This window comes from Kutzneria chonburiensis, from assembly GCF_028622115.1.
Taxonomy (GTDB): domain Bacteria; phylum Actinomycetota; class Actinomycetes; order Mycobacteriales; family Pseudonocardiaceae; genus Kutzneria; species Kutzneria chonburiensis.
This window is the reverse complement of the sequence record NZ_CP097263.1, coordinates 753,319-772,865: the sequence shown is the minus strand read 5'-3', so window position 1 is coordinate 772,865 and position 19,547 is coordinate 753,319. Positions and strand designations below refer to the sequence as shown.

Genomic DNA, 19,547 nt, shown 5'->3' with positions numbered 1-19,547 from the left:
GACGGTCATCGCGTACCCGCCAAGGCCCGCGCGATGGTCCGCTGCACCAGCGGCACCTTGAAGCCGTTGCCGGACAACGGTTGCGCGTCCACGACCGCCAACTTCGCCGCCTCCAGGTAGCTGTCCTCGGTCGCCGACTTGCCTCGCAGCGCCTTCTCCACGGCCTGCAACCGCCACGGCCGCGTGCCGACGCCGCCGACCGCGATCCGGGCGTCCCGCACCACTCCCCGTGCACGTCCACCGCCACGGCGGCCGAGGCCAGCGCGAACTCGTAGGACGTTCGGTCCCGAACCTTCACGTACGCCTGTGGCCAGTCCAGCGCCGGCACGATCACCTCGGTGATCAGTTCCCCCGGCCGCAGCTGGTTCTCCACCTGCGGCGTGTCGCCGGGCAGCCGGTAGAAGTCGGCCAATCGCAGCACCCGTTCGCCGTACCGGTCCTGGAGCCGGATCGCGGCGTCCATTGCAACCAGCGCAACGGCGAGGTCGCTGGCGTGGGTGGCGACGCAGGCGGCGCTGGTGCCGAGGATGGCGTGCATCCGGTTGTCCCCGTTGACCGCCGGGCAGCCGCTGCCCGGTTTGCGCTTGTTGCACGGCATGCGCACGTCACGAAAGTAGTCGCAGCGGGTGCGCTGCAACAGGTTGCCGCCGATGCTGGCCATGTTGCGCAGCTGCGGCGAGGCGCTCAGGCCAAGCGCCGTCGACACCATGGACCAGCGCCGCACCACCTCGTGGTGCACGGCCACGTCGGCCATCCGCTCCAGCGCGCCGATCCGCAGACCCAGCGGCGTGCATTGGATCCCGCGCAACGGCAGGGAGTTGATGTCGACGACACGGCTCGGCGTCAGCACCTCCAGCTTCATCAGGTCGACCAGCGTGGTGCCGCCGGCCAGATAGGCTCCGTCCTGGGAAAGCGCTTGCCGTACGCTGGTCGCTGAACCGTAGCTGTACGTCTTCACGAGTGGTCACCCCGGCACTGCTTGATCGCGTCCACGATGTTGGGGTAGGCGCCGCAGCGGCAGATGTTGCCGGACATGGCCTCCCGGATCTCCTCGTCGCTGCGGGCGGCGCCCTGCGCGACCACCTCGACCGCGGACATGATCTGCCCCGATGTGCAGAAGCCGCACTGGAATCCGTCGCAGTCGACAAAGGCCTGTTGCACGGGATGCAACGAATCGCCGGTCGCGATGCCCTCGATCGTGACGACATTCTTGCCGGCACAGGCGATCGCCAACGTCAGGCAGGACACCACGCGCCGGCCGTCCACATGCACCGTGCAGGCTCCGCACTGGCCGCGGTCGCAGCCCTTCTTGGTGCCGGTCAACCCGAGCCGCTCACGCAGCGCATCCAGCAGCGTGACCGTGGGATCGGCGTCGATCTCGTACGCCTTGCCGTTGACGGACAACCGAATCCGGTCCGGTGGGGTGACATCGGCCCAGGCCCGACCGGGGGCCACGGTCACCGTGCCGACGACCGACGCGGCCGCCGCGCTGCCCAGAAAACCGCGCCGGGACACACTTCCTGCCATGCGACCTCCTCAGGGAGAGGGTCGACGCGGCGGAGTCGACGTAACTCACGGTGAGGCTAGCAGCGCGCGAGATTGACAGTCACCCACGTGCGTAGTGAGATGACTGCACCGCCGCGTCCCCGTGATCGAGGAGGACGACATGAGGGTCGCTGCGACGTTGGTCGCCAGTCTGACCTTGAGCACTACCGTGTTGGTCGGACAAGCCGCGGCAGCGTCTGTTGACACTGCCGACCCGGTGCCCGCAGCCTGCCCGGTCGTCGCGCCGATGTACACCGCCGCCGACTACTGGCTCGCCCACGGGACCGACCTGGCCTCGGCCAGTTGGAAGAATGCCGTCTTCCATGTCGGGAATCTGGCCATGGTGCTGACCAGTGGCCAGTCCAACCACAAGACCCTGCCGTGGGCGCAGGCGCTGAAGTACCAGCTCGACACCGACCCGGCCAACGAGTTCACCCCGGCGAACGAAGCCGCCGGGGAGGCCTATCTCGACCTCTACACCTACTTCCACCCGGACCCGCCGATCCTGGCCGCGCTGCGCGCCCGGGTGGCCGACGAGGTGGCGAGCGTGCAGGCCGGCCACGTCAAGTACTGGAACACCGTCGACGCGCTCAACCAGGCGTGGCCGCAGTTCGTGCGGCTCGGTGTGATGGACAAGAAGCCGGAGAACATCCAGGCGGCGCAGGACCTGTTCCACTACGCCGAGAAGCGGGCCGGCGGCTTCGGCCTGTTCAACGAGTTCACCGGCCTGTGGTACCACGACGCGAGCCAGGTCGGCTCGTTCCAGTTCTGGTCGCGGGGCAACGGCGAGGCGCTGGCCGCGCTGGCCACCGTGTTGCAGTGGCTGCCCAAGGACGACCCGAACCGTCCGGAGTACGTACGGGTGTTCCAGAAGATGGCCAACACCCTTCGGCTGGTTCAGCGAAATGACGGCTTCTGGAACGTGGATCTGCTCAACCCGTTCGACCACCCGGGCCCGGAGAGCAGCGGCACCGCGCTGTTCACCTACGCGCTCGGCTGGGGCGTGAACAACGGCATCCTGGACGCCAAGAAGTTCACGCCGACCGTCACCAAGGGCTGGAATGCCCTGACCACGAAGGCGTTGCAGCCCAGCGGGCTGTTCGGCTACGTGCAGGGCGACGCGACCGGCCCGCACGGCGCGCAGCCGGTGACGGCCTCGGACACCGGCGCCTACGCCGTCGGGGCCTACCTGATGGCCGGTCAGCAGGTGGCGAAGCTGACCCCGGCCTGTTCCCCACCAACCAGTTGATCTCGGCGCTACCCTGCGCCATGTGACCGCTCCTGCCAAGCTGAATATGGACGTGCCCGGCCTCCGGCCGGGCACGTCGTGCTGATGGGCGCCCGGCGGGCGCTGGTCGTGGCCACCGGCAGCTACGAGCACCGGGGGCTGCGCCGGTTGGCCGCGCCGGCGCACGACGCCGACGCGCTACGGGCCGTGCTGGCCGACCCGGAGCTGGGCGGCTTCGAGGTGGACGTGGCGCGAGACCTGCCCTCGCACCAGATCCAGCGGCGGGTGGCCGACTTCCTGGCTTCCGCCGCCCGGGACGACGTGCTGCTGCTCCATTTCTCGTGCCACGGCTTGAAGAACGCGGCCGGTGAGCTGTTCCTGGCCGGTTCGGACACCGTGCCCAACCGCCTGTCCGCGACCGCGGTCGCGGCGCGGTTCGTCAACGACGAGCTGGCCGAATGCCGGGCCCAGCATGTTGCGTTGCTCCTGGACTGTTGCTTCGGCGGCGCGTTCGCCAAGGGCAGCGTGTCCCGCGCGGTCGACGACGTCGATGTGGAGCAGTCGTTCCCGCAACGGCCGGGCCGCAGCCGCGTGGTGATCACGGCGTCGTCGGCGACCGAATACGCCTTCGAGGGCGAGGAGCTGGCCGAATCCGGTCGGTTGCAGCCGTCGCTGTTCACCGAGGCCGTGGTGGAGGGCCTGCGGACCGGCGACGCCGACCTCAACGGCGACGGCTCCGTGGATCTTGACGAGCTCTACAAGTACGTCTACGCAAGGGTTACCGCCGCGACCGCGCATCAGACGCCGCACCAGTCGGGCGGCGGTCACGGCGCGTCGCTGCTGGTCGCCCGCACGCCGCTGGCACGCCGCATCGCGCCTTCGGACGTGCCGGAATCCCTGGCGGTGCAGGCGAAGGATCTTGACGCAACGGTTCGATTAGCGGCCGTCGGCTCATTACGGACGCTGCTCGTCGGCGACGACGTGGCCGTGGCGGCCGGCGCGCTGATGTTGTTACAGGGCTTGACCGGCGACGACAGCGTGGCCGTCCGCACGGCGGCGGTGGAGGCGCTGGTCGTGGCCCAGTTGCGGCCGTCGCCGACGTTGGTCGAACTGGGCGAGGTGACCGAGCAGACCGTGGCTTTCGCCGGCGCGCCGCTGGCCCGGATCTTCCACGTGACAACGGAAACCCGCTGGCTGCGGGTGTCGCACGAGGGCGGCGCGGTGATCGTGCGGGCCGATCCGGCGGCCTATCCCGAGGGCTACGGCGAGCTGCGCGGCGACTTCACCGTGACCAGCAGGCTCGGACCGGTCGTGGTGCCGGTGGTGTGCCGGCCGGCGGGCCGATTGTGGGCGCGGGCGACGATCCCGGCGCCGGATCTGACGCGTTTCCGGGACTGGCGCGTGCTTTTCGGTGTCGCGGTGGCGCTGCTGGTGGTCGTGCTCGGGGCCGCCACCGACATGCTGGGCCATTCGACCTTCCTCGGCTTCGTCTACGAGGCGCTGCGCTGGGGGCCGCTGCTGGTCGGTATCCCGCTGCTGGAGCGGACCGGGCCGCCGCGGATCGTCGGGCACGGCATCGTGACCGCCAACGCCGTGTTTCTGCTGGTCGACAGCCTGGGCAGCCTGCATTCCGTCGGCAACGTGTGGTCGTGGCTGCAACTGGTCCTGGCCGCGGCGCTGCTGGTGCTGCTGGGCATTCGGCTGTGGCCGTTCGACCAGGTGCCGAGGCGGGTGACGCTGGTGCCGCCGACGCAGCGGCCGCTGGCCTGGGTGACCATCGGCGCGGCCGTGGTCGAGCTGGTCCTGCTGCTCGCGGCCGTGCCGTACGTCGATTCCGCCGGCTTCGACAACTCCTTCACCATCAGCGGCGTGGTCGGCCTGGTGGCCGGGCTGCTGGCGGTCGTGCCGTGGGCCGGGCTGTGCGTGCTGGCCGTGCTGGCGCGGACCGTGACCGCGCCGCAGCGGCTGTTCGTGACCGCCGCGATCGTCGCGTACGCCGGGCCCGAGGTGTTCTTCATGCTCGGATCGCTGCTGCTCGGCGACACGTTCACCTACGTCGGCGACGACGTCTGGGGCCCGCACGTCAGCGCCCCGTGGTTCGCACTGCTGCACGGCGTGGTCACGGCCGCGCTGGCCGGCTCGGCGATCGCCAGGGTTTACAGGCGGGTGTGACCGGGGTTACCTTCTGGAAGCGCTTCCAGAACCCGCCCCGGGCCGCCACCCACCCTGCGAAAGGCCCATTCATGTCCGGAGCACACCTGCGACGGTTGGCGGTGGCAGCGCTGGTCGGCGCGGCCGCCATGCTGCTGCCCGTCGCCACCGCCCACGCCGCGACGACCACGTGCCAGCCCCAGGGCACGATCAGCGCGGCCGGCGGTGAATACACCATTCAGGCCAACGAGTGGAACTCGTCCGACCAGCAGTGCATCACCTACACCGGCGGTACCGCGTGGTCGGTGAGCACGGCCAACTTCAACCTCTCGGGCGGCGCGCCGGCCACGTATCCGTCCATCTACAAGGGCTGCCACTGGGGCGCCTGCACCGCCGGCAGCGGCCTGCCGATCCAGGTCAACAAGATCGCCAGCTCGACGTCGTCGTGGAGCACGGTCCAGCCGGCTTCCGGTGCGTACGACGTGGCCTACGACCTGTGGACCAACTCGAGCGCGACAACCGGCGGGCAGCCCGACGGCAGCGAGATCATGATCTGGCTCAACAGCCGCGGCGGCGTCAGCCCGTTCGGCCAGAAGGTGGCCACGGCCACCATCGCCGGCCTGAACTGGGACGTGTGGACCGGGCGGCAGACGTCCTGGAACATCGTGTCCTATGTGCTGCAAGGCGGCTCGACCGCGGTCAACGGTCTGAACGTCAAGGCCCTGATCGACGACTCGGTGGCTCGCGGCGTGACCAACGCCAACCACTACCTGCTCGACGCCGAGGCCGGTTTCGAGATCTGGAAGGGCGGCCAGGGGCTGGCCACCAACAGCTTCTCGTTCAGCGCCACCGCCGGCTCCGGCGCCACGCCGTTGTCCCAGGGGCGGCCGGCGACGTCGTCGTCGGTCGAGAACGCGTCCTACCCGGCTTCGAATGCCTTTGACGGCAACGGATCCACGCGATGGAGCAGCGCTTTCCAGGACGGGCAGTGGATCCAGGTCGACCTCGGCTCGACGCGGCAGATCAACCGGGTCGTGCTGAACTGGGAAGCCGCCTACGCCCGGCAGTTCCGCGTCCAGGCGTCCAACGACCCGAGTTTCGCCACGTCCACGGATCTCTACGCCACTTCAGCCGGTACCGGCGGCGTGAACACCCTGGCCGTCAACGGCAGCGGGCGCTACGTGCGGGTGCTCGGGCAGACCAGGGCCACCCCGTATGGCGTTTCTCTCTGGGAATTCCAGGTCTTCGGCAGCTGAAGTTACGGTGGTCGGGTGCGAGCAGTCGTGTACGAGTCGTTCGGCGGCCGACCCCAGGTCCGCGAGGTGCCCGATCCGTCACCCCGGCGGGAGGGGGTGGTGATCGAGGTCCGTGCGACCGGGTTGTGCCGCAGCGACTGGCACGGCTGGCAGGGGCACGATGCCGACATCACGGAACTGCCCCATGTGCCGGGGCATGAGCTGGCCGGAGAGGTGCGCGCGGTCGGCGACGACGTCACGGGCTGGCGCGTCGGCGACCGCGTCACCGTGCCGTTCATCTGCGCTTGCGGGCGGTGTCCGTCCTGCGTCGCCGGTGATCAGCAGGTGTGTTCCCGGCAGACCCAGCCCGGCTTCACGCACTGGGGGTCGTTCGCCGAGTACGTCGCCATCGACCACGCCGACGTCAACCTGGTCGCCCTGCCGGCCGACATGTCGTACAGCACCGCCGCCGCGCTGGGCTGCCGCTTCGCCACCGCGTTCCGATCCGTTGTGGCCCAGGGCCGGGCGCGGGCCGGCGAGTGGGTCGTGGTGCACGGCTGCGGTGGCGTCGGCCTCTCCGCCATCATGATCGCCGCCGCCGTCGGCGCCCAGGTCGTCGCCGTCGACGTCAACCCCGCCGCCTTGGACCTCGCCAAGCAGTTCGGCGCCACCGTCACTCTGGAAGCGCATCCAGACGTCGTCTCGGACGTTGTGGCGGCCACCGGCGGCGGCGCTCACCTGTCCCTCGACGCCCTCGGCCATCCCGTCACGGCCGCCAATTCCGTGCTGTCGCTACGCCGTCGCGGCCGCCACGTCCAGGTCGGGCTACTGCCCGCCGAGACCACGCCGCTCCCCATGTCCCGCGTCATCGGCTGGGAGCTGGAGATCCTCGGCAGCCACGGCATGGCCGCCCACGCCTATCCCGCGATGATGGACCTGGTCGCCGCCGGCGCCCTGCGCCCCGACCTGCTCATCGCCCGCACCATCACCCTCGCCGAGGCCGCCGACGCCTTGGCCGAGATGGACCGCTCCACCGCCGCCGGTATGACGATGATCAAGCCGTAGCTAGGTAGAACCACGGATGTCGCACCCTCTGTTCCGCGGCGAGGATTCCGCGGGACAGAGGGAGGAAAGATGTCCACACAGGACACGGGCGGCGATGGTTCGGTCGCCGGCCAGCACTCGGCCGGGACGCCAAGCGTGCGGCGGAAGTTGGCTCGTGACTTGTTCGGGACGGCGCTGGCGGAAGCGCTGTTCTTCTGGCTGATCGCGCATCTCCATCATCCCAGCGTGATGTGGGACCTCGCGACGCCCTGGGCGCTGTCCCCGCTGGCGTGCGCGCTGCCGGGTCTGGTCTTCGGCGGCCGGCTGCGGCTGGTGGCAGCGGCCCGCGGCATGGTGATCGGGGCGGTCCTCCTGGGCATGGGCATGGGCGTGCTCGTGCTGTTCGACCAGATGTCGGACTGACTAGAGCTTGTACTCGCTCTTGCCGGCCAGGCCGTGCAGCTTGTTGAGCTCCTCGGCGATCTTCTTCCACTCGCCGGCCCGGCGCGAGCCGTAGGCGTCGTCGCCGCTGGGCTTGCCGCCGAGGGGCAGCAGCGGGTCGCTGACGCCGTGCTCGAGGCGGTAGACCAGCACGTTGTGGGCGGCCTTGAGCCACGGCTCGGGGTCCGGCCGCGGCGGGGAGCCGACGGCGCTGGTCAGCCACATCGGCAAGGACTCGTTGGCGGCGAGTGCGTCGTTGAGGCGCTGCCTGGCCACCACGCTGATCCGGGCCTTGGCCGCGGCGACCTGGTCCTTGTCGGGACCACCGCCGAGGTTGGCCTCCTCCAGCTTCTGCTGGTCGGACTCGATCATGCGCTGGGCCGCCTCCACGGTGGCCCACTTGGCCTGCACCTGCTTGGGCGTGAGGTTGATGTACCCGTCACCGCCCTGCCGGCGGCTGCCCGGCTTGGCCAACTGGGTCTGCACCTCGGCGATCCGCTTGCGCAGGGCGTTGGCTTGGTCGGACGTCAGCTGCCGGCGCTCGGCGTCGTGCGCCTGGGCCAGTGTCTTGACGGCATCGGCCAGGTCCTCGTTCACGTCGTCGAGCCCCGGCCGCAGCCGCCCGCCGCGCTGCACGATCGCGGCCAGCTGTTCCCGAACGTCCGTGATCTGCTGCTGGAGCTGGTCGATCGCCTCGTTCACGGCTCCTCCTCACCTCAAGCCGATCTTGCCGGACATCTCGGACTCGTGGGGCGCGACTTGGCCGCCCGTTCGGGGGAAGCTGGGCTGGTGCGATGCTGTGGTCCGTGAGCAGGGACGCGACCGGGCTGCGCCGGGGCTGGACGACCGGGGCATGCGCCACGGCGGCGACCAAGGCCGCCTACACGGCCCTGCTGACCGGCACGTTCCCGGACCCGGTGGAGATCACCCTGCCCAAGGGCCAGCGGCCGGCGTTCGCCCTCGCGGTGGAGTCGCTGGCCGACGGCTCGGCCACGGCCGGCATCGTCAAGGACGCGGGCGACGACCCGGACGTCACGCACGGGGCGCTGATCCGGTCGACGGTGTCGCTGGGCGAGGCCGGCTCGGGTGTGGTGTTCCGGGCCGGGCCGGGCGTCGGCACGGTGACCAAGCCGGGGCTGCCGCTGGCCGTGGGCGAGCCGGCGATCAACCCGGTGCCACGGCAGCTGATGCAAGGCGTGGTCGCCGAGGTGGCGGCGGCGTACGGCGATGCCGGCGACGTGGTGGTGGAGATCTCCGTCGACAACGGCGAGGAGATCGCCCGGCACACCTGGAACCCGCGGCTCGGCATCCTCGGCGGCCTGTCCATCCTCGGCACGACCGGCGTGGTCGTGCCGTACTCCTGCTCGGCCTGGATCGACAGCATCCGCCGCGGCATCGACGTCGCCCGCGCCGCCGGGCACCGGCACGTCGCCGGCTGCACCGGCAGCACGTCCGAACGGGTGGTCACCGAGCTCTACGGCCTGCCCGAGGACGCGCTGCTCGACATGGGCGACTTCGTCGGCGCGATGCTCAAGCACCTGCGCCGGCACCCGGTGCCGCGGCTGACCATCGCCGGCGGCATCGGCAAGCTGGCCAAGTTCGCCGACGGGCACCTGGACCTGCACTCCGGTCGTTCACAGGTCAACCACGAGCTGCTGGCCGCCCTCGTGACCACGGCCGGCGGCCCGCCCGAGCTGATCGAAGCCGTGCGGACGGCCAACACCGCCCTTGGCGCTTTGCAGCTGTGCCAAGCAGAAGGGCTTCCGCTGGGCGACCTGGTCGCGGACCGCTGCCGGACCGTGGCCGACGACATCCTGGCTGGCGGCAATCCGGGGGCGCGGAGATCGCCGTCGACATCGTGGTGATCGATCGGGCCGGCACGGTGGTCGGCCGCTCCGGGCATCCGGCATGATCCGTCGTATGCCGAACTTCCGTGAGAAACCCGTGCTGGCCGGCGAGACCGTGGTGCTGCGCCCGGTCATCGCCGACGACGCGGTCGACATGCTGGAGGTGCTGGCCGACGGCGACGTGCTGCGGCTGACCGGGTCGCACGGCACCCTCTCGCCCGACGACGTCGAGCCGATGCGCCAGTGGTACGGCAGCCGCGCCGACCACGAGGACCGCCTCGACCTGGCCGCCGTCGACCGGGCCAGCGGCCGCTACGTCGGCGAGGTCGTGCTCAACGAGCTCGACCCGAACAACAACTCCTGCTCGTTCCGGATCGCGCTGGGGGCGACCGGGCAGAACCGCGGGCTGGGCACCGAGGCCACCCGGCTGGTGCTGGGCTACGCCTTCGAACGGGTCGGGCTGCACCGGATCAGCCTCGAGGTCTACTCGTTCAACTCCCGGGCGCGCCGGGTGTACGAGAAGGTCGGCTTCCGGGCCGAGGGCGTGCTGCGGGACGCGTTGCTGTGGGAGGGCCAACGCTTCGACGCGCACGTCATGTCCATCCTGGCCCACGAGTGGGCCGAGCACCGCGGCCGTCCCGAGGCCGTGGAGTCACGCAAGGCCGTCTGAGTCGAGCCCGAGCTGGCCGCGCAGCGTGCGCACGGCGGTGGCCAGCGAGGGGCCGTACCAGGTCAGCATCCGGCCGCTGACCAGCCGAACCCGGTCGGCGTCGAAGCATTCCGGGCCGTCGGTGGCCGTGAAGACGTACGGCTCGTCCGGCAGGATCACCAGGTCCGCTGCCCTGAGCTCGGCCAGTTCCTGCTTCGGATACCGGTCGGCGTGGTCGGCGTAGACGTTGCGCACGCCGACCCGGGCCAGCAGATCGGTGGCGAAGGTCCGGCTGCCGACGACCATCCACGGGTCCCGCCAAATGGCCACCAGCGCCGACTTCTCCGGCTCCAGCACCGGCCCGTCCAGCTGGGCGTGAGCTCCGGCGAGCCAGGCCGGCTCCGGGTGGCCCAGCGCGACCGTGATCAGCCGATCCAACGAGCTCAGCGCGCTGGGGACGTCCTCGACCACCGTCACCCACACCGGCACGCCGGCGTCTTCCAGCCGCCGGACGTCGATCTCCCGGTTCTCCTCCTTGTTCACGACCACGAGGTCCGGGCGCAGCTCGGCGATCCGGCGGGTGTCGGGGTTCTTCGTGCCCCTGACCCGCTCGACGTCCAGGTCGACCGGGTGGGTGCACCACTGCGTGGCCGCCACGAGCAGGCCGGCGTCGATCGCCGCGATCGCCTCGGTCAGGGACGGCACCAGGGACACCACCCGGCGCACCTCGGCCGGCAGGGTGACCTCCCGGCCGAGGTCGTCACGTTCAGTACGGGCCACTCGTGCAGGCTATCGTGCGGCGGTGGTCAGGACCGTGCTCGTGCTGGGCGGCACCACCGAGGCCCGCCGGCTCGCCGAGGCGCTGGCCCCGGTGGCTGAGCTGCGCGTCGTCACGTCGCTGGCCGGGCGCGTGAGCCGCCCTCACCTGCCGCCGGGCGAGGTCCGGATCGGCGGCTTCGACGGCGTCCCGGGTCTGCTCACGTGGCTGCGTGACGAACACGTCGCTGCCGTGGTCGATGCCACGCACCCGTTCGCGGCGCGCATCACGGCCTCGGCGGCGACGGCCACCGCCGAGCTCGGGCTGCCGTTTCTCGTGCTGCGGCGGCCCGGCTGGCGTGCGGTCGACGGCGACGACTGGCGTTGGGTGGACTCGGTGGCCGAGGCCGCCGAGCTGCTGCCCTCGGTCGGTACGCGCGCATTGCTCACGGTCGGCCGCCAGGAGCTGGCGCCCTTCGTCCATATCAGTGACGTGTGGCTGCTGGCCAGGTCGATCGAGCAACCGAACGTGCCCGTGCGGGCAATGCTGGCCCGCGGCCCGTTCACCGTCGAATCGGAGCTCGACCTGCTGCGCGCGCACGACATCGACGTGCTCGTGACCAAGGACAGCGGCGGCGACGACGCGAAACTGGTCGCCGCCCGACGGCTCGGTATTCCGGTGGTGATCGTCCGGCGACCCCTCTCACCTGCGGTTACCGTGGTGTCCACAGTGGATCAAGCCGCCAACTGGGTGATCTACGGACACGCTACGGTTGCATAAGCCAGCGCTGCGGGTATCCATGCCCTACGCTTCGGGCTCGCGCGGCGAACGCAGTAGGCAGGGCGACTCCCGATTTCCCTCAGCAAGTGACTACGACCGTCTCAGCGTCCTCACAGGCGAGTCCGCGAACCTGGTCGTGTGCGGTGGGCTGCCTCCTACCGCCGAGTTCGGGGAGGAGATCGCCGTGCACCACGATCTCGACATCCGCTGGGACACCGCCAGCGAGCGCAACCTGCGTGCCGTCAACGCCGACGCCGTGGCCACGCGGCGGGACCCAAGCACCGGCGAGCTCGTCTTCGCCGTCGCCGACGGCATCGGCGACACCCAGCGGTCGGCCGAGGCCGCGCGCAAGGCCGTCGCCGCCGCCGTGGCCACGCCGGTCGCCCAGGGCGCCATCCAGGCGGTGCTCGCCGCCCAGCAGGCCCTGCTGCTCGCGGAGGACGACTGCGTGCTGATCGTGGCCATGCCGTTCACCGACCGGGTCAGCACCGGCTACCGCATCGCCTGGGTCGGCGACTGCCGGGCCTACCTGTGGGACGACAAGACGCTGCACCAGCTCACGTCGGACCAGACTGTCGCCGCGTACCTCCGTTCTCAGTTGCGGCCGACCACGCCGCGGATGGAGCACATCGTCACCAACACCGTGCGGACCACGACCACCGACCAGATCGGCTGGACCCAGGTCCGCACCAGCGGCTCCGGCCTGCTGCTGGCCACCGACGGCGTGCACAAGGTGGTGCCGGCGATCGCCATGCACCGCGAGCTCACCAGCTCGGTCCGGCCGGCCCAGGCGTTGATCGAGGCCTCGGCGGCGCTCGGCGGCCGGGACAACGCCACCGCGGCGGTGATCGACTGGACCGCCGCACGCCGCGAGCCACCACCGGTCCCCCGGCAAGCCACACCGCCGCTGGTGCACCAGTAATCGTTGCCGCGTAAGACGATCCGCTGGTCTGTCGATTCACCGACAAGCTGTTGCGGTATTGTGCGTTGACATTTTCGGTGTGGTCGCGTGGATTTGGTGTGGAGCCTCTGCGCGATGGCCCAAGGGCTAAAAGCGGGCAGGACGAGCCTGCCCTTGGCCTGTCAATTGTACGCCATCGCGCCCCTCCACACAAAATCCACGCGACTGGTCGGAGTTGCCGTGTTGTGGTGTGGCGGGAGGAAAGAAAAGCCTTTCTACCCGGCGGGATTCACCCGTTAGAGATTCGTGTTCGATCTTGTGTTCGAGTATTCTCAGAAGTATGGAACTCACCCGCGAGATTGAGAACAGGGAACCCACTGGGGCCCTGTTCGATCTGGTGGTGGGTGTGGATCCGGCGAGCCTGACCCAAGAACAGTTGGTCAATTTTGTGGGGGTGGCCCGGAAGGTGCGGGCGGTGTGTGAATGGGCCGAACATGAGGCCCTCAACCACATCGACGACCTTACCGAATTGGCGATGGCCACGAAGGTCTCGGAGCCAGCCCTGGCCCGCTCGCAAGAGGTCGCCGCCGCCCTGGAGACCCATCCTGCGCTGGCGGAGCGGTTCCGCCGGGGCGAGATCGACCTGGCCCGCTTCGCCGCCGTGTGGGAACGCACCCGCCACCTGTCCGATCCGGCCCAGGTCGCCGAGGTTGATCAGGCCCTGGCCGAGGAGGCCGCTGGTATGACTCGGACTCAGGTGTGTCGCAAGGCCACCGCCCTGGTCGCCAAGGCCGACCCGGATGGTTATGAGCAGCGCTGCCACAAGGCCAAAGACGACCGGCAGGTCGGGCTCTCGGCCTTGCCCGACGGCATGGCCAAGCTGACCTGGATCCTCCCCGCCGCTGAGGCTCACCAGCTGTTCCAACAGATCTGCGCCGACGCCAAGTCCCTCCCGAAGGACGAGCGCACCACCGACCAGAAACGCTCCGATGTGCTCTGGGATCGCCTGCGGGGCGAGCACACCAACTGGAACGTGCGGACCTTCGTGACGATCTCGATGGAGACCCTGCTCGGGTTGACCAATGACCCTGGCCAGCTCGCCGGCTACGGCCCCATCGCGGCCGAGGCAGCCCGCGAACTCGCGATGCACGGCCCCTTCCGGGGACTCCTGCTCGACGAGTACCAGCAGATCAGCGCCATCAGCACCGACACCTACCGGCCCACGGCGCTGATGAAAGAGACGTCCGTCGCTCGGGCCGGCGGGACCTGCACTGCCCCGGGCTGCACCTTGCCCATCCAGGAGCACGACCACATCACCCCATGGCCAGAGGGCCCCACAGAGGCGACCAACCTGCAAGGGCTCTGCACCTGGCACCACCACCGCAAACACGACAACTACACAGTGACCCAGGATTCAGACGGCACCACTCACTGGATCACCCCGGCGGGTCGCCATCACATCACCCGCCCCCTGCGGCACTAACCGGGGAAACGGGCACCGGGAAAAGGGTGCACAGTGGGAGTCAAAACCCAGCCACCGCCATTCCTTCACACCCCGATCGTCAACTCCCGAATTGGGTCGATTTTGTGTGGAGGGGCGCGATGGCGTACAATTGACAGGCCAAGGGCAGGCTCGTCCTGCCCGCTTTTAGCCCTTGGGCCATCGCGCAGAGGCTCCACACCAAATCGACCCATAAACCGAATAACCCCCGGAAAACTGCGCAGCACGGACACAAAACCCAACCCCAGCAAAGGGCGGGTGGGCGGGCCACCAAACCCAACCCACTCAACCCGCCACCACCCACACCCCCCGAACCTCCGAATCCATAAAAAGCAAGCACACAGACAGCTGACAATCAACACTGTTCCCGGCGCGAAAGCACGATCGGCCGGTAACAGGCCGACAGCAATCGCGCGGCGGGCTGCGGGTCTGGAGCGGGTGGCGCTTGGCGAGGGCGGCGGCGCTGGCGGCGCGGGGCAGGTACCGTCTCGGCGGCGGTGTCGGACAGCAAGCAGGCCGGCGGGGATCGCGGCGAATCGGACCTGGTCGTCGCCATCCAGGTACTGACTCCCGGGTGGGGCCGGGCGATTCCCGACCCCACCGAAAGCGGCTACGGCACAGTGACGGCGTTGATCACCACCTGGCCCTTCGTCGGATCCAGCTGGGATGCGGGCACGGTGTCCATGGCCTTGGGCGCGGTGGCCGGATCGATGGCGCAGATCGGCGCGGAGCCGCCGGGCGGGCAGATCCCGAACTGGTAGCCGGCCGGGGTGGGCGCGAAGGCCCGGGCCTGGTCGGGGCTGAAGCCGTCCTGGCCGGTGAGCACGACCGAGAACGTCCAGCCGGGGCCGGGCTCGCCGAAGGCGGCCTTGGGCAGGGCGACGGTGATGGTCTTGGTGTCCACCGACGCCACCGCGGCCGTGGGCGTGCCGACCTGGTGTCCGGCGGCGTCGAGCCAGGCGGGCGAGGCGAAGCCCTGGAGCTCGATACGTTGGGACCACGGCGAAACCTGGTAGTTGCGGGACGGGAACGGCGCGGCCGTGGAGGTCGGTTTGCCGGGAGCGCCGACGAAGACGTCCAACAGCTGCGCGCCCATGGTGTTGCCGAAGGTGGGCACCAGGTTCCGCAAGGTCGTGCGCAGATAGACGGTGTCGCCCAAGGTGATCGCCTGGAATCGGGTGATGTCGAAGGAGCCGGCGGCGAAGTCGGGGGCGGTCGGGTACTGGAAGGTGCCGGGGCCGTTGTCGTCGTTGGCCGGATCGGCGGTGTCGAGCACGGTGGTACCGCCGACGAGATCGCCGGTGACCGTGGTGTGGGCATAGCCGGTTCGGTTGCCGGCGGCGGAAACGCCGACGGTGATGGAGTTTGAGCCGAACCCGAGCGGCACCGTGACGGCGTACGACCCGTCGGCCCCGGCCGTTGTGGCGACAGTGGCGGCCTTGCCGGCGGTGTCGGTGGCCAGGGCCTGCACGCTCACGTCAGCGCCCGGCACCGTCTTGCCGGTGACCGATGCGCTGGCACCGCTGGCGACAGCCGACACGGTCACATCGACTTTGCCTGGCGCGGCATGGGAAACGTAGCGGTCGGTGGTGGCGGACGGGCGGTCGAGCACGTGGCCGGCACGCAGGTCGGCGGCCAGGCGGAGGCGCTGCGCCTGGGCCCAGGTCAGCGGTGAGGCGGAACCGGCGGCGTGGCCGTTGGCGAAGCCGATGGAGGCCACGGTGGGATCGGTGCCGTACGGGGACGCGGGCAGGTCGGGGTTCTCCCACTCCTGCTCCGGCACCAGGCCGACACCCGAGGCCGAGCCGAACATGCTGTCCAGCAAGGACTTCGCCCCATGCCGGTCGCCGAGGGCGAGCGCCGACTCGGCCCGTTCGCCGGACAGCACGGGCCACAGGTGACCGGTGCCGGTGTCGGTGGTCGGCCACGGCTGGCCCTGACCGGTGCAGGTGCTCTGGCTGGGCTGGTAGCAGTCGCCGTAGCCGTCGGCGCTGCCGGCCGAAGCCGAAGTGCCGTAACGGTAGTAGCCGACGCCGGTCGATGTCCGCACCGAGATCTGCTTGTCCAGCACGGCCAGAGACGCGGTGAAGTCCTTGTCCTGCGGGGAGATCTCGCCAAGGCGCACCAGCTCCTGGAAGCCGCCGTCGACGACGGCCCGCTGGTCGGCGGTCGGCCCGCCGTTGCCGAGGTTGTAGCTGACGGCCGAGTTCGGGTCGCCGTTCTTGGTCAGCCGCACGAAATACGACGGGCCGTACGGACCGGTGGTGGTGACGGTCCACGACTTGACGTTGCGCTGGAAGTCGTCGGCCGCGGCCCGATAGATCCGCGCGTCGGCGTGATCATCGTGCTGGTCGGCCAACACGGAAGCGGCGACCAGGCCGGCGATCTCGGCGGCGATGGTGGACGGCGAGTACCCGGACTGCTCTTCCCAGCGCTCCACGCCGAACGACGGCCCGTGGGCCAGCAGATAGTCGGCGGCCGGCTTGATGTGCTGTGTCCACAGGGAGTTGTCGTCGAGCCCGGTCAGCTGGGCCATCAGGATCGGGTACGCGGTCTCGTCCAGCTGGTCGCCGCCGGTGTCGGGGGCGATCTTGCCGTTGACCAGGGAGTTGCGCGGCAGCTCGCCGGTCGGCAGCTGCTGCTTGGCTAACAGGAACGTGGCGATCGCCCGGGCGGTCGATTTGTCGCCGGCGGCAAGGAATCCGGTGAACGCCTCGTAGGCGTCGCGGGCGAACACCTCGCGGTAGGAGCCGAAGTACGTCGGCTTGTCGGCCTTCACCGCCTGCCCCCACGGGCTGGCCAGCGACGCGACGACGGCGCCGGGGAACGTCTTGTCCTCGCTGGCTTTCAGCACGTTGGCGTCCAGCGGCAGGGTGCCCGGCGCGAGATCCGAGTCGTAGTCCCGCCAGCCGTCGGCGTAGTCGTCACTCATGCGGTCGAACCACGAGCGGGCCGAGGCCCGAGCCGTGCCGACGGCCTGGTTCTGGTCGCGGCCGAAGCCCAGGGCCAGGGTGAAGTCCCGGGCGGTCACGTCGGTGGTTGCGGTGACGTGGCCGTTGGTGGCGCTCGAGTAGCGGGTGATCGAGTGGTTGGCGTCGAGCTGGGTCAGGCCGTCGCTGGCCGTGCCGGCGTAGCCGACGGTCGCCGCCCGGGTCGAGGTCGCGGCCAGGGCGATGTACGTCGGTACCGCGTAGTCACGGTTCGTCGCCGTGCTGACGGTGTCCTGGTCGTAGAGCACCGGCACGCCGTCGACCACCGCCGCGCTGTCCCCGCTGTTGCCGTTCACGTGCGCGTCGAGGCGGGCATACACGTGCAGGTTGGGCGGGCCGTCGACGGTGGTGTGCATGACCACCGAGTCGCGTAAGGGATCGGTGATGTACGTGGTGGTGAGCCGATATCGGTGTTTGGCGCTGGTCGACGTGACCGTGCAGACCATGCCGGTGCGGTCGGCGCGCACGGTGTAGGTGGTGTCCCGGGTCTGGAGGTCGGTGAACGAGCGGCCGTCGGTCACCACGTACTGCAAGGTGCCGACGTCGGTGTTGTCGATCGTCGGTTCGTAGACGTCCGACAGCACGCCGTCGGCGACCGTGTACCAGACCTTGATCTTGTGTTCCGGGCGGTGCCAAGACAGTCCTTCCGCCCGGTGTCGAAGTAGGCCGTGATCCCTGGCGATCCTGGCGTCACGGGATCAGCCACCGCTGGCAGTGCCGTTGCCACCATCGACGCCAGGATCACCGGCGCCAGTGCCTTCAGCATGTGTTCCCCCTAGCCGTCTTGTCGGGCCATCGAGACGACCTTAGCGAGGGTTCACTTCAATGGGCACTGAAGTTATCGTGCTTTGAGAAGAGGGACCAATGCCTGTGTCGCGGCGGTGATCGCCCGCGTCTCGTCGGCGGCGTTTGTGCTGCTCGGAGCGCTGCTGAGGATGACTACCACATATCGCTGGCCGCTGCCGACGAGTCCGGTGGTGTGCAGAACTCGATCAGGTCGGCAGCAGCCCCAGCCCTGCTTCACCCACCACTCCCCCAGTCCGAGCGACGGGATGCCGAAGGACTGGTCGAAGCCGTCGGCGGCGATGGCCGGGGCGTGGTAGAGCGCCTTGATGATCGTCTGCTGGTCGGACGACTCCAGGTACTGGTAGACCTTCACCACGTCGTCGGCCGAGATCTGCGTGTCGCCCCAGCGGGCCGGATCCTGCGGCGGCGTCGTGTGCTGGAGATGCAGCTGCGCCGCCAACGAAGTCACGATCTTCGTGCCGCCGCCGGCCGACCACAGCGTGTTGGCGATCGAATCATCGCTGCGGGCCAGCATTTGCGTCACTTTCGCGGCCGAACCGGTGTGCCGCTTCAGCGCGTCGATGGCGATCAGCAGCTTCACCACCGACTCCGCCGCGAACGGCCGGTCCGCCCCGGACGTGAGCAGCACCTTGTCCGCGGTCCGGTCGTAGACCTCGATCCCCAGCGTGGCCCGCGGCGCGGCCTGCTGCGCCGCCGTCGCGACGTCACCGATCAGGCCGCGGATCAGCACGAAGACACACACCAGCGCAGCCCCCACCGCCACCCACAGCGGCCACGCCCCCCGACTCCCCAGTCTCATGTAATGAAAGGTGTTCGATCTAGCCCCGAGGTTGCGTGGCCGCGCCGACGGATCGACGCGGCCACATCACGATTCACTCCTGCGGGACGACCGTGAGCAGCCCGGTTGACGCCCGGGACTGCTGCCAGTATTGCCGGCCGACCAGCAGCACCAGCACCGACAACAGGATCACCGAGGCGCCGACCGTGCCGTAGCCCAGCGCCCCCTGGTCGACCGGCTTGCTGAAGAAGTCCCCGGCCGAGGCCCCGAGCGGACGGGTCAGCACGAAGGCGAACCAGAACAGCAGGGTGTTGGAGATGGCGGTGAACCGCATCGCGGCCAGCGCCAGCAGCAGCACGCCGCCGATCACCAGCGCGGTGCCGGCGAAGCCGAGACCGGTGTCGTCGGCCAGGAAGTCGCCCAGCGAGGTGCCGAGCGTGTTGGAGATCAGGATCGCCGTCCAGTACAGCATCTCGCCGCGGAAGGTGGTGATGTCCTGCACCCGGAACGGGTAGCCGCTGACCTTCCACAGCGCGAACACCGCGACCAGCAGGGTGATCAGGACGGCCGCGCCGTTGGCGTAGCCGAGGCCGGCGGTGCGGTTCATGAAGTCGGACATGGTGGTGCCGGCCATGCTGGTGGACAGGATGACCGTCCAGTACAGCGCCGGGTGGAAGCGCTTGGTCCACAGCTGGGTCACGACGGTGACCAGGAAGATGCCGACCAGCACGGCCGAGCTGAGCAGGTAGCCGACCTGGAGGGTCTGCGCGATCAGGTCGCCCGCGGTCTCGCCGAGGGTGGTCGCGCAGATCTTCATGATCCAGAAGGCCAGGGTGATCTGGGGCAGCTTGCGCACGCGGTCCTCTCCCGGTGTGTCACGGACCGGACGGTCC

The 19,547-nt window shown here is 69.7% G+C and carries 16 protein-coding genes and 1 pseudogene; 10 read left to right on the top strand and 7 right to left on the bottom strand.

Annotation, left to right across the window (positions count from 1 at the left end):
• Positions 1-5 precede the first annotated feature (5 nt).
• Positions 6-958 (bottom strand): annotated as a pseudogene (locus M3Q35_RS03685) (FAD binding domain-containing protein).
• Positions 955-1,527, bottom strand: a complete 573-nt coding sequence (locus M3Q35_RS03680) for a (2Fe-2S)-binding protein (RefSeq protein WP_273940171.1) — start codon at positions 1,525-1,527, stop codon at positions 955-957. The pseudogene M3Q35_RS03685 and the gene M3Q35_RS03680 overlap by 4 nt, the downstream one beginning before the upstream one ends.
• 139 nt (positions 1,528-1,666) lie before the next feature.
• On the opposite strand from M3Q35_RS03680, the gene M3Q35_RS03675 reads away from it, so the two are divergent.
• From M3Q35_RS03675 to M3Q35_RS03655, 5 genes are all read left to right on the top strand, one after another.
• The gene (locus M3Q35_RS03675) at positions 1,667-2,794 is read left to right on the top strand and encodes a glycoside hydrolase family 88 protein (protein WP_273940170.1); all 1,128 of its coding nucleotides are present in this window, start codon (positions 1,667-1,669) and stop codon (positions 2,792-2,794) included.
• 84 nt (positions 2,795-2,878) lie between these two features.
• A complete protein-coding gene (locus tag M3Q35_RS03670; protein WP_273940169.1) occupies positions 2,879-4,945 on the top strand; it encodes a caspase family protein in 2,067 nt (688 codons plus the stop codon).
• A 71-nt stretch (positions 4,946-5,016) separates the two neighbouring features.
• Positions 5,017-6,180, top strand: coding sequence for a GH12 family glycosyl hydrolase domain-containing protein (locus M3Q35_RS03665; protein WP_273940168.1), 1,164 nt, complete (start codon positions 5,017-5,019; stop codon positions 6,178-6,180).
• A gap of 15 nt (positions 6,181-6,195) precedes the next feature.
• Positions 6,196-7,224, top strand: coding sequence for a zinc-binding dehydrogenase (locus M3Q35_RS03660; RefSeq protein WP_273940167.1), 1,029 nt, complete (start codon positions 6,196-6,198; stop codon positions 7,222-7,224).
• A 69-nt stretch (positions 7,225-7,293) separates the two neighbouring features.
• The gene (locus tag M3Q35_RS03655) at positions 7,294-7,626 is read left to right on the top strand and encodes a hypothetical protein (RefSeq protein WP_273940166.1); all 333 of its coding nucleotides are present in this window, start codon (positions 7,294-7,296) and stop codon (positions 7,624-7,626) included.
• Here M3Q35_RS03655 and M3Q35_RS03650 read toward each other — a convergent pair whose 3' ends face one another.
• Entirely contained in the window at positions 7,627-8,346 is a 720-nt protein-coding gene (locus M3Q35_RS03650) for a hypothetical protein (RefSeq protein ID WP_273940165.1), read from the bottom strand. It abuts the gene before it with no gap.
• 104 nt (positions 8,347-8,450) lie between these two features.
• On the opposite strand from M3Q35_RS03650, the gene M3Q35_RS03645 reads away from it, so the two are divergent.
• Both M3Q35_RS03645 and M3Q35_RS03640 read left to right on the top strand, forming a co-directional pair.
• The gene (locus M3Q35_RS03645; RefSeq protein ID WP_337960551.1) at positions 8,451-9,509 is read left to right on the top strand and encodes a cobalt-precorrin-5B (C(1))-methyltransferase; all 1,059 of its coding nucleotides are present in this window, start codon (positions 8,451-8,453) and stop codon (positions 9,507-9,509) included.
• 55 nt (positions 9,510-9,564) lie between these two features.
• Positions 9,565-10,161 carry a GNAT family N-acetyltransferase gene (locus M3Q35_RS03640; protein ID WP_273940164.1) on the top strand — a complete coding sequence of 199 codons (597 nt, stop codon included), beginning with the start codon at positions 9,565-9,567 and terminating at the stop codon, positions 10,159-10,161.
• Here the strand turns inward: M3Q35_RS03640 and M3Q35_RS03635 are convergent.
• Complete coding sequence (locus M3Q35_RS03635; RefSeq protein ID WP_273940163.1) at positions 10,144-10,920, bottom strand: helical backbone metal receptor; 777 nt, start codon at positions 10,918-10,920, stop codon at positions 10,144-10,146. The two genes, M3Q35_RS03640 and M3Q35_RS03635, sit on opposite strands and share 18 nt — an antisense overlap.
• Before the next feature lie 22 nt (positions 10,921-10,942).
• Between M3Q35_RS03635 and M3Q35_RS03630 the strand changes: the two genes are divergently transcribed.
• From M3Q35_RS03630 to M3Q35_RS03620, 3 genes are all read left to right on the top strand, one after another.
• Positions 10,943-11,677, top strand: a complete 735-nt coding sequence (locus M3Q35_RS03630; RefSeq protein ID WP_273940162.1) for a cobalt-precorrin-6A reductase — start codon at positions 10,943-10,945, stop codon at positions 11,675-11,677.
• A 184-nt stretch (positions 11,678-11,861) separates the two neighbouring features.
• Positions 11,862-12,599 carry a PP2C family protein-serine/threonine phosphatase gene (locus M3Q35_RS03625; RefSeq protein ID WP_273940161.1) on the top strand — a complete coding sequence of 246 codons (738 nt, stop codon included), beginning with the start codon at positions 11,862-11,864 and terminating at the stop codon, positions 12,597-12,599.
• Positions 12,600-12,918: 319 nt separating this feature from the next.
• On the top strand, positions 12,919-14,061 hold the full coding sequence (locus tag M3Q35_RS03620) for an HNH endonuclease signature motif containing protein (protein WP_273940160.1): 1,143 nt from the start codon (positions 12,919-12,921) through the stop codon (positions 14,059-14,061).
• A 628-nt stretch (positions 14,062-14,689) separates the two neighbouring features.
• Here the strand turns inward: M3Q35_RS03620 and M3Q35_RS03615 are convergent.
• From M3Q35_RS03615 to M3Q35_RS03605, 3 genes are all read right to left on the bottom strand, one after another.
• A complete protein-coding gene (locus M3Q35_RS03615; protein WP_273940159.1) occupies positions 14,690-17,653 on the bottom strand; it encodes a glucodextranase DOMON-like domain-containing protein in 2,964 nt (987 codons plus the stop codon).
• A 254-nt stretch (positions 17,654-17,907) separates the two neighbouring features.
• Positions 17,908-18,675 carry a hypothetical protein gene (locus M3Q35_RS03610; RefSeq protein ID WP_273940158.1) on the bottom strand — a complete coding sequence of 256 codons (768 nt, stop codon included), beginning with the start codon at positions 18,673-18,675 and terminating at the stop codon, positions 17,908-17,910.
• Between the two features lie 73 nt (positions 18,676-18,748).
• Positions 18,749-19,510 (bottom strand): COG4705 family protein, encoded by a 762-nt coding sequence (locus tag M3Q35_RS03605; protein WP_273940157.1) that lies wholly within the window; start codon positions 19,508-19,510, stop codon positions 18,749-18,751.
• Positions 19,511-19,547: the final 37 nt, after the last annotated feature.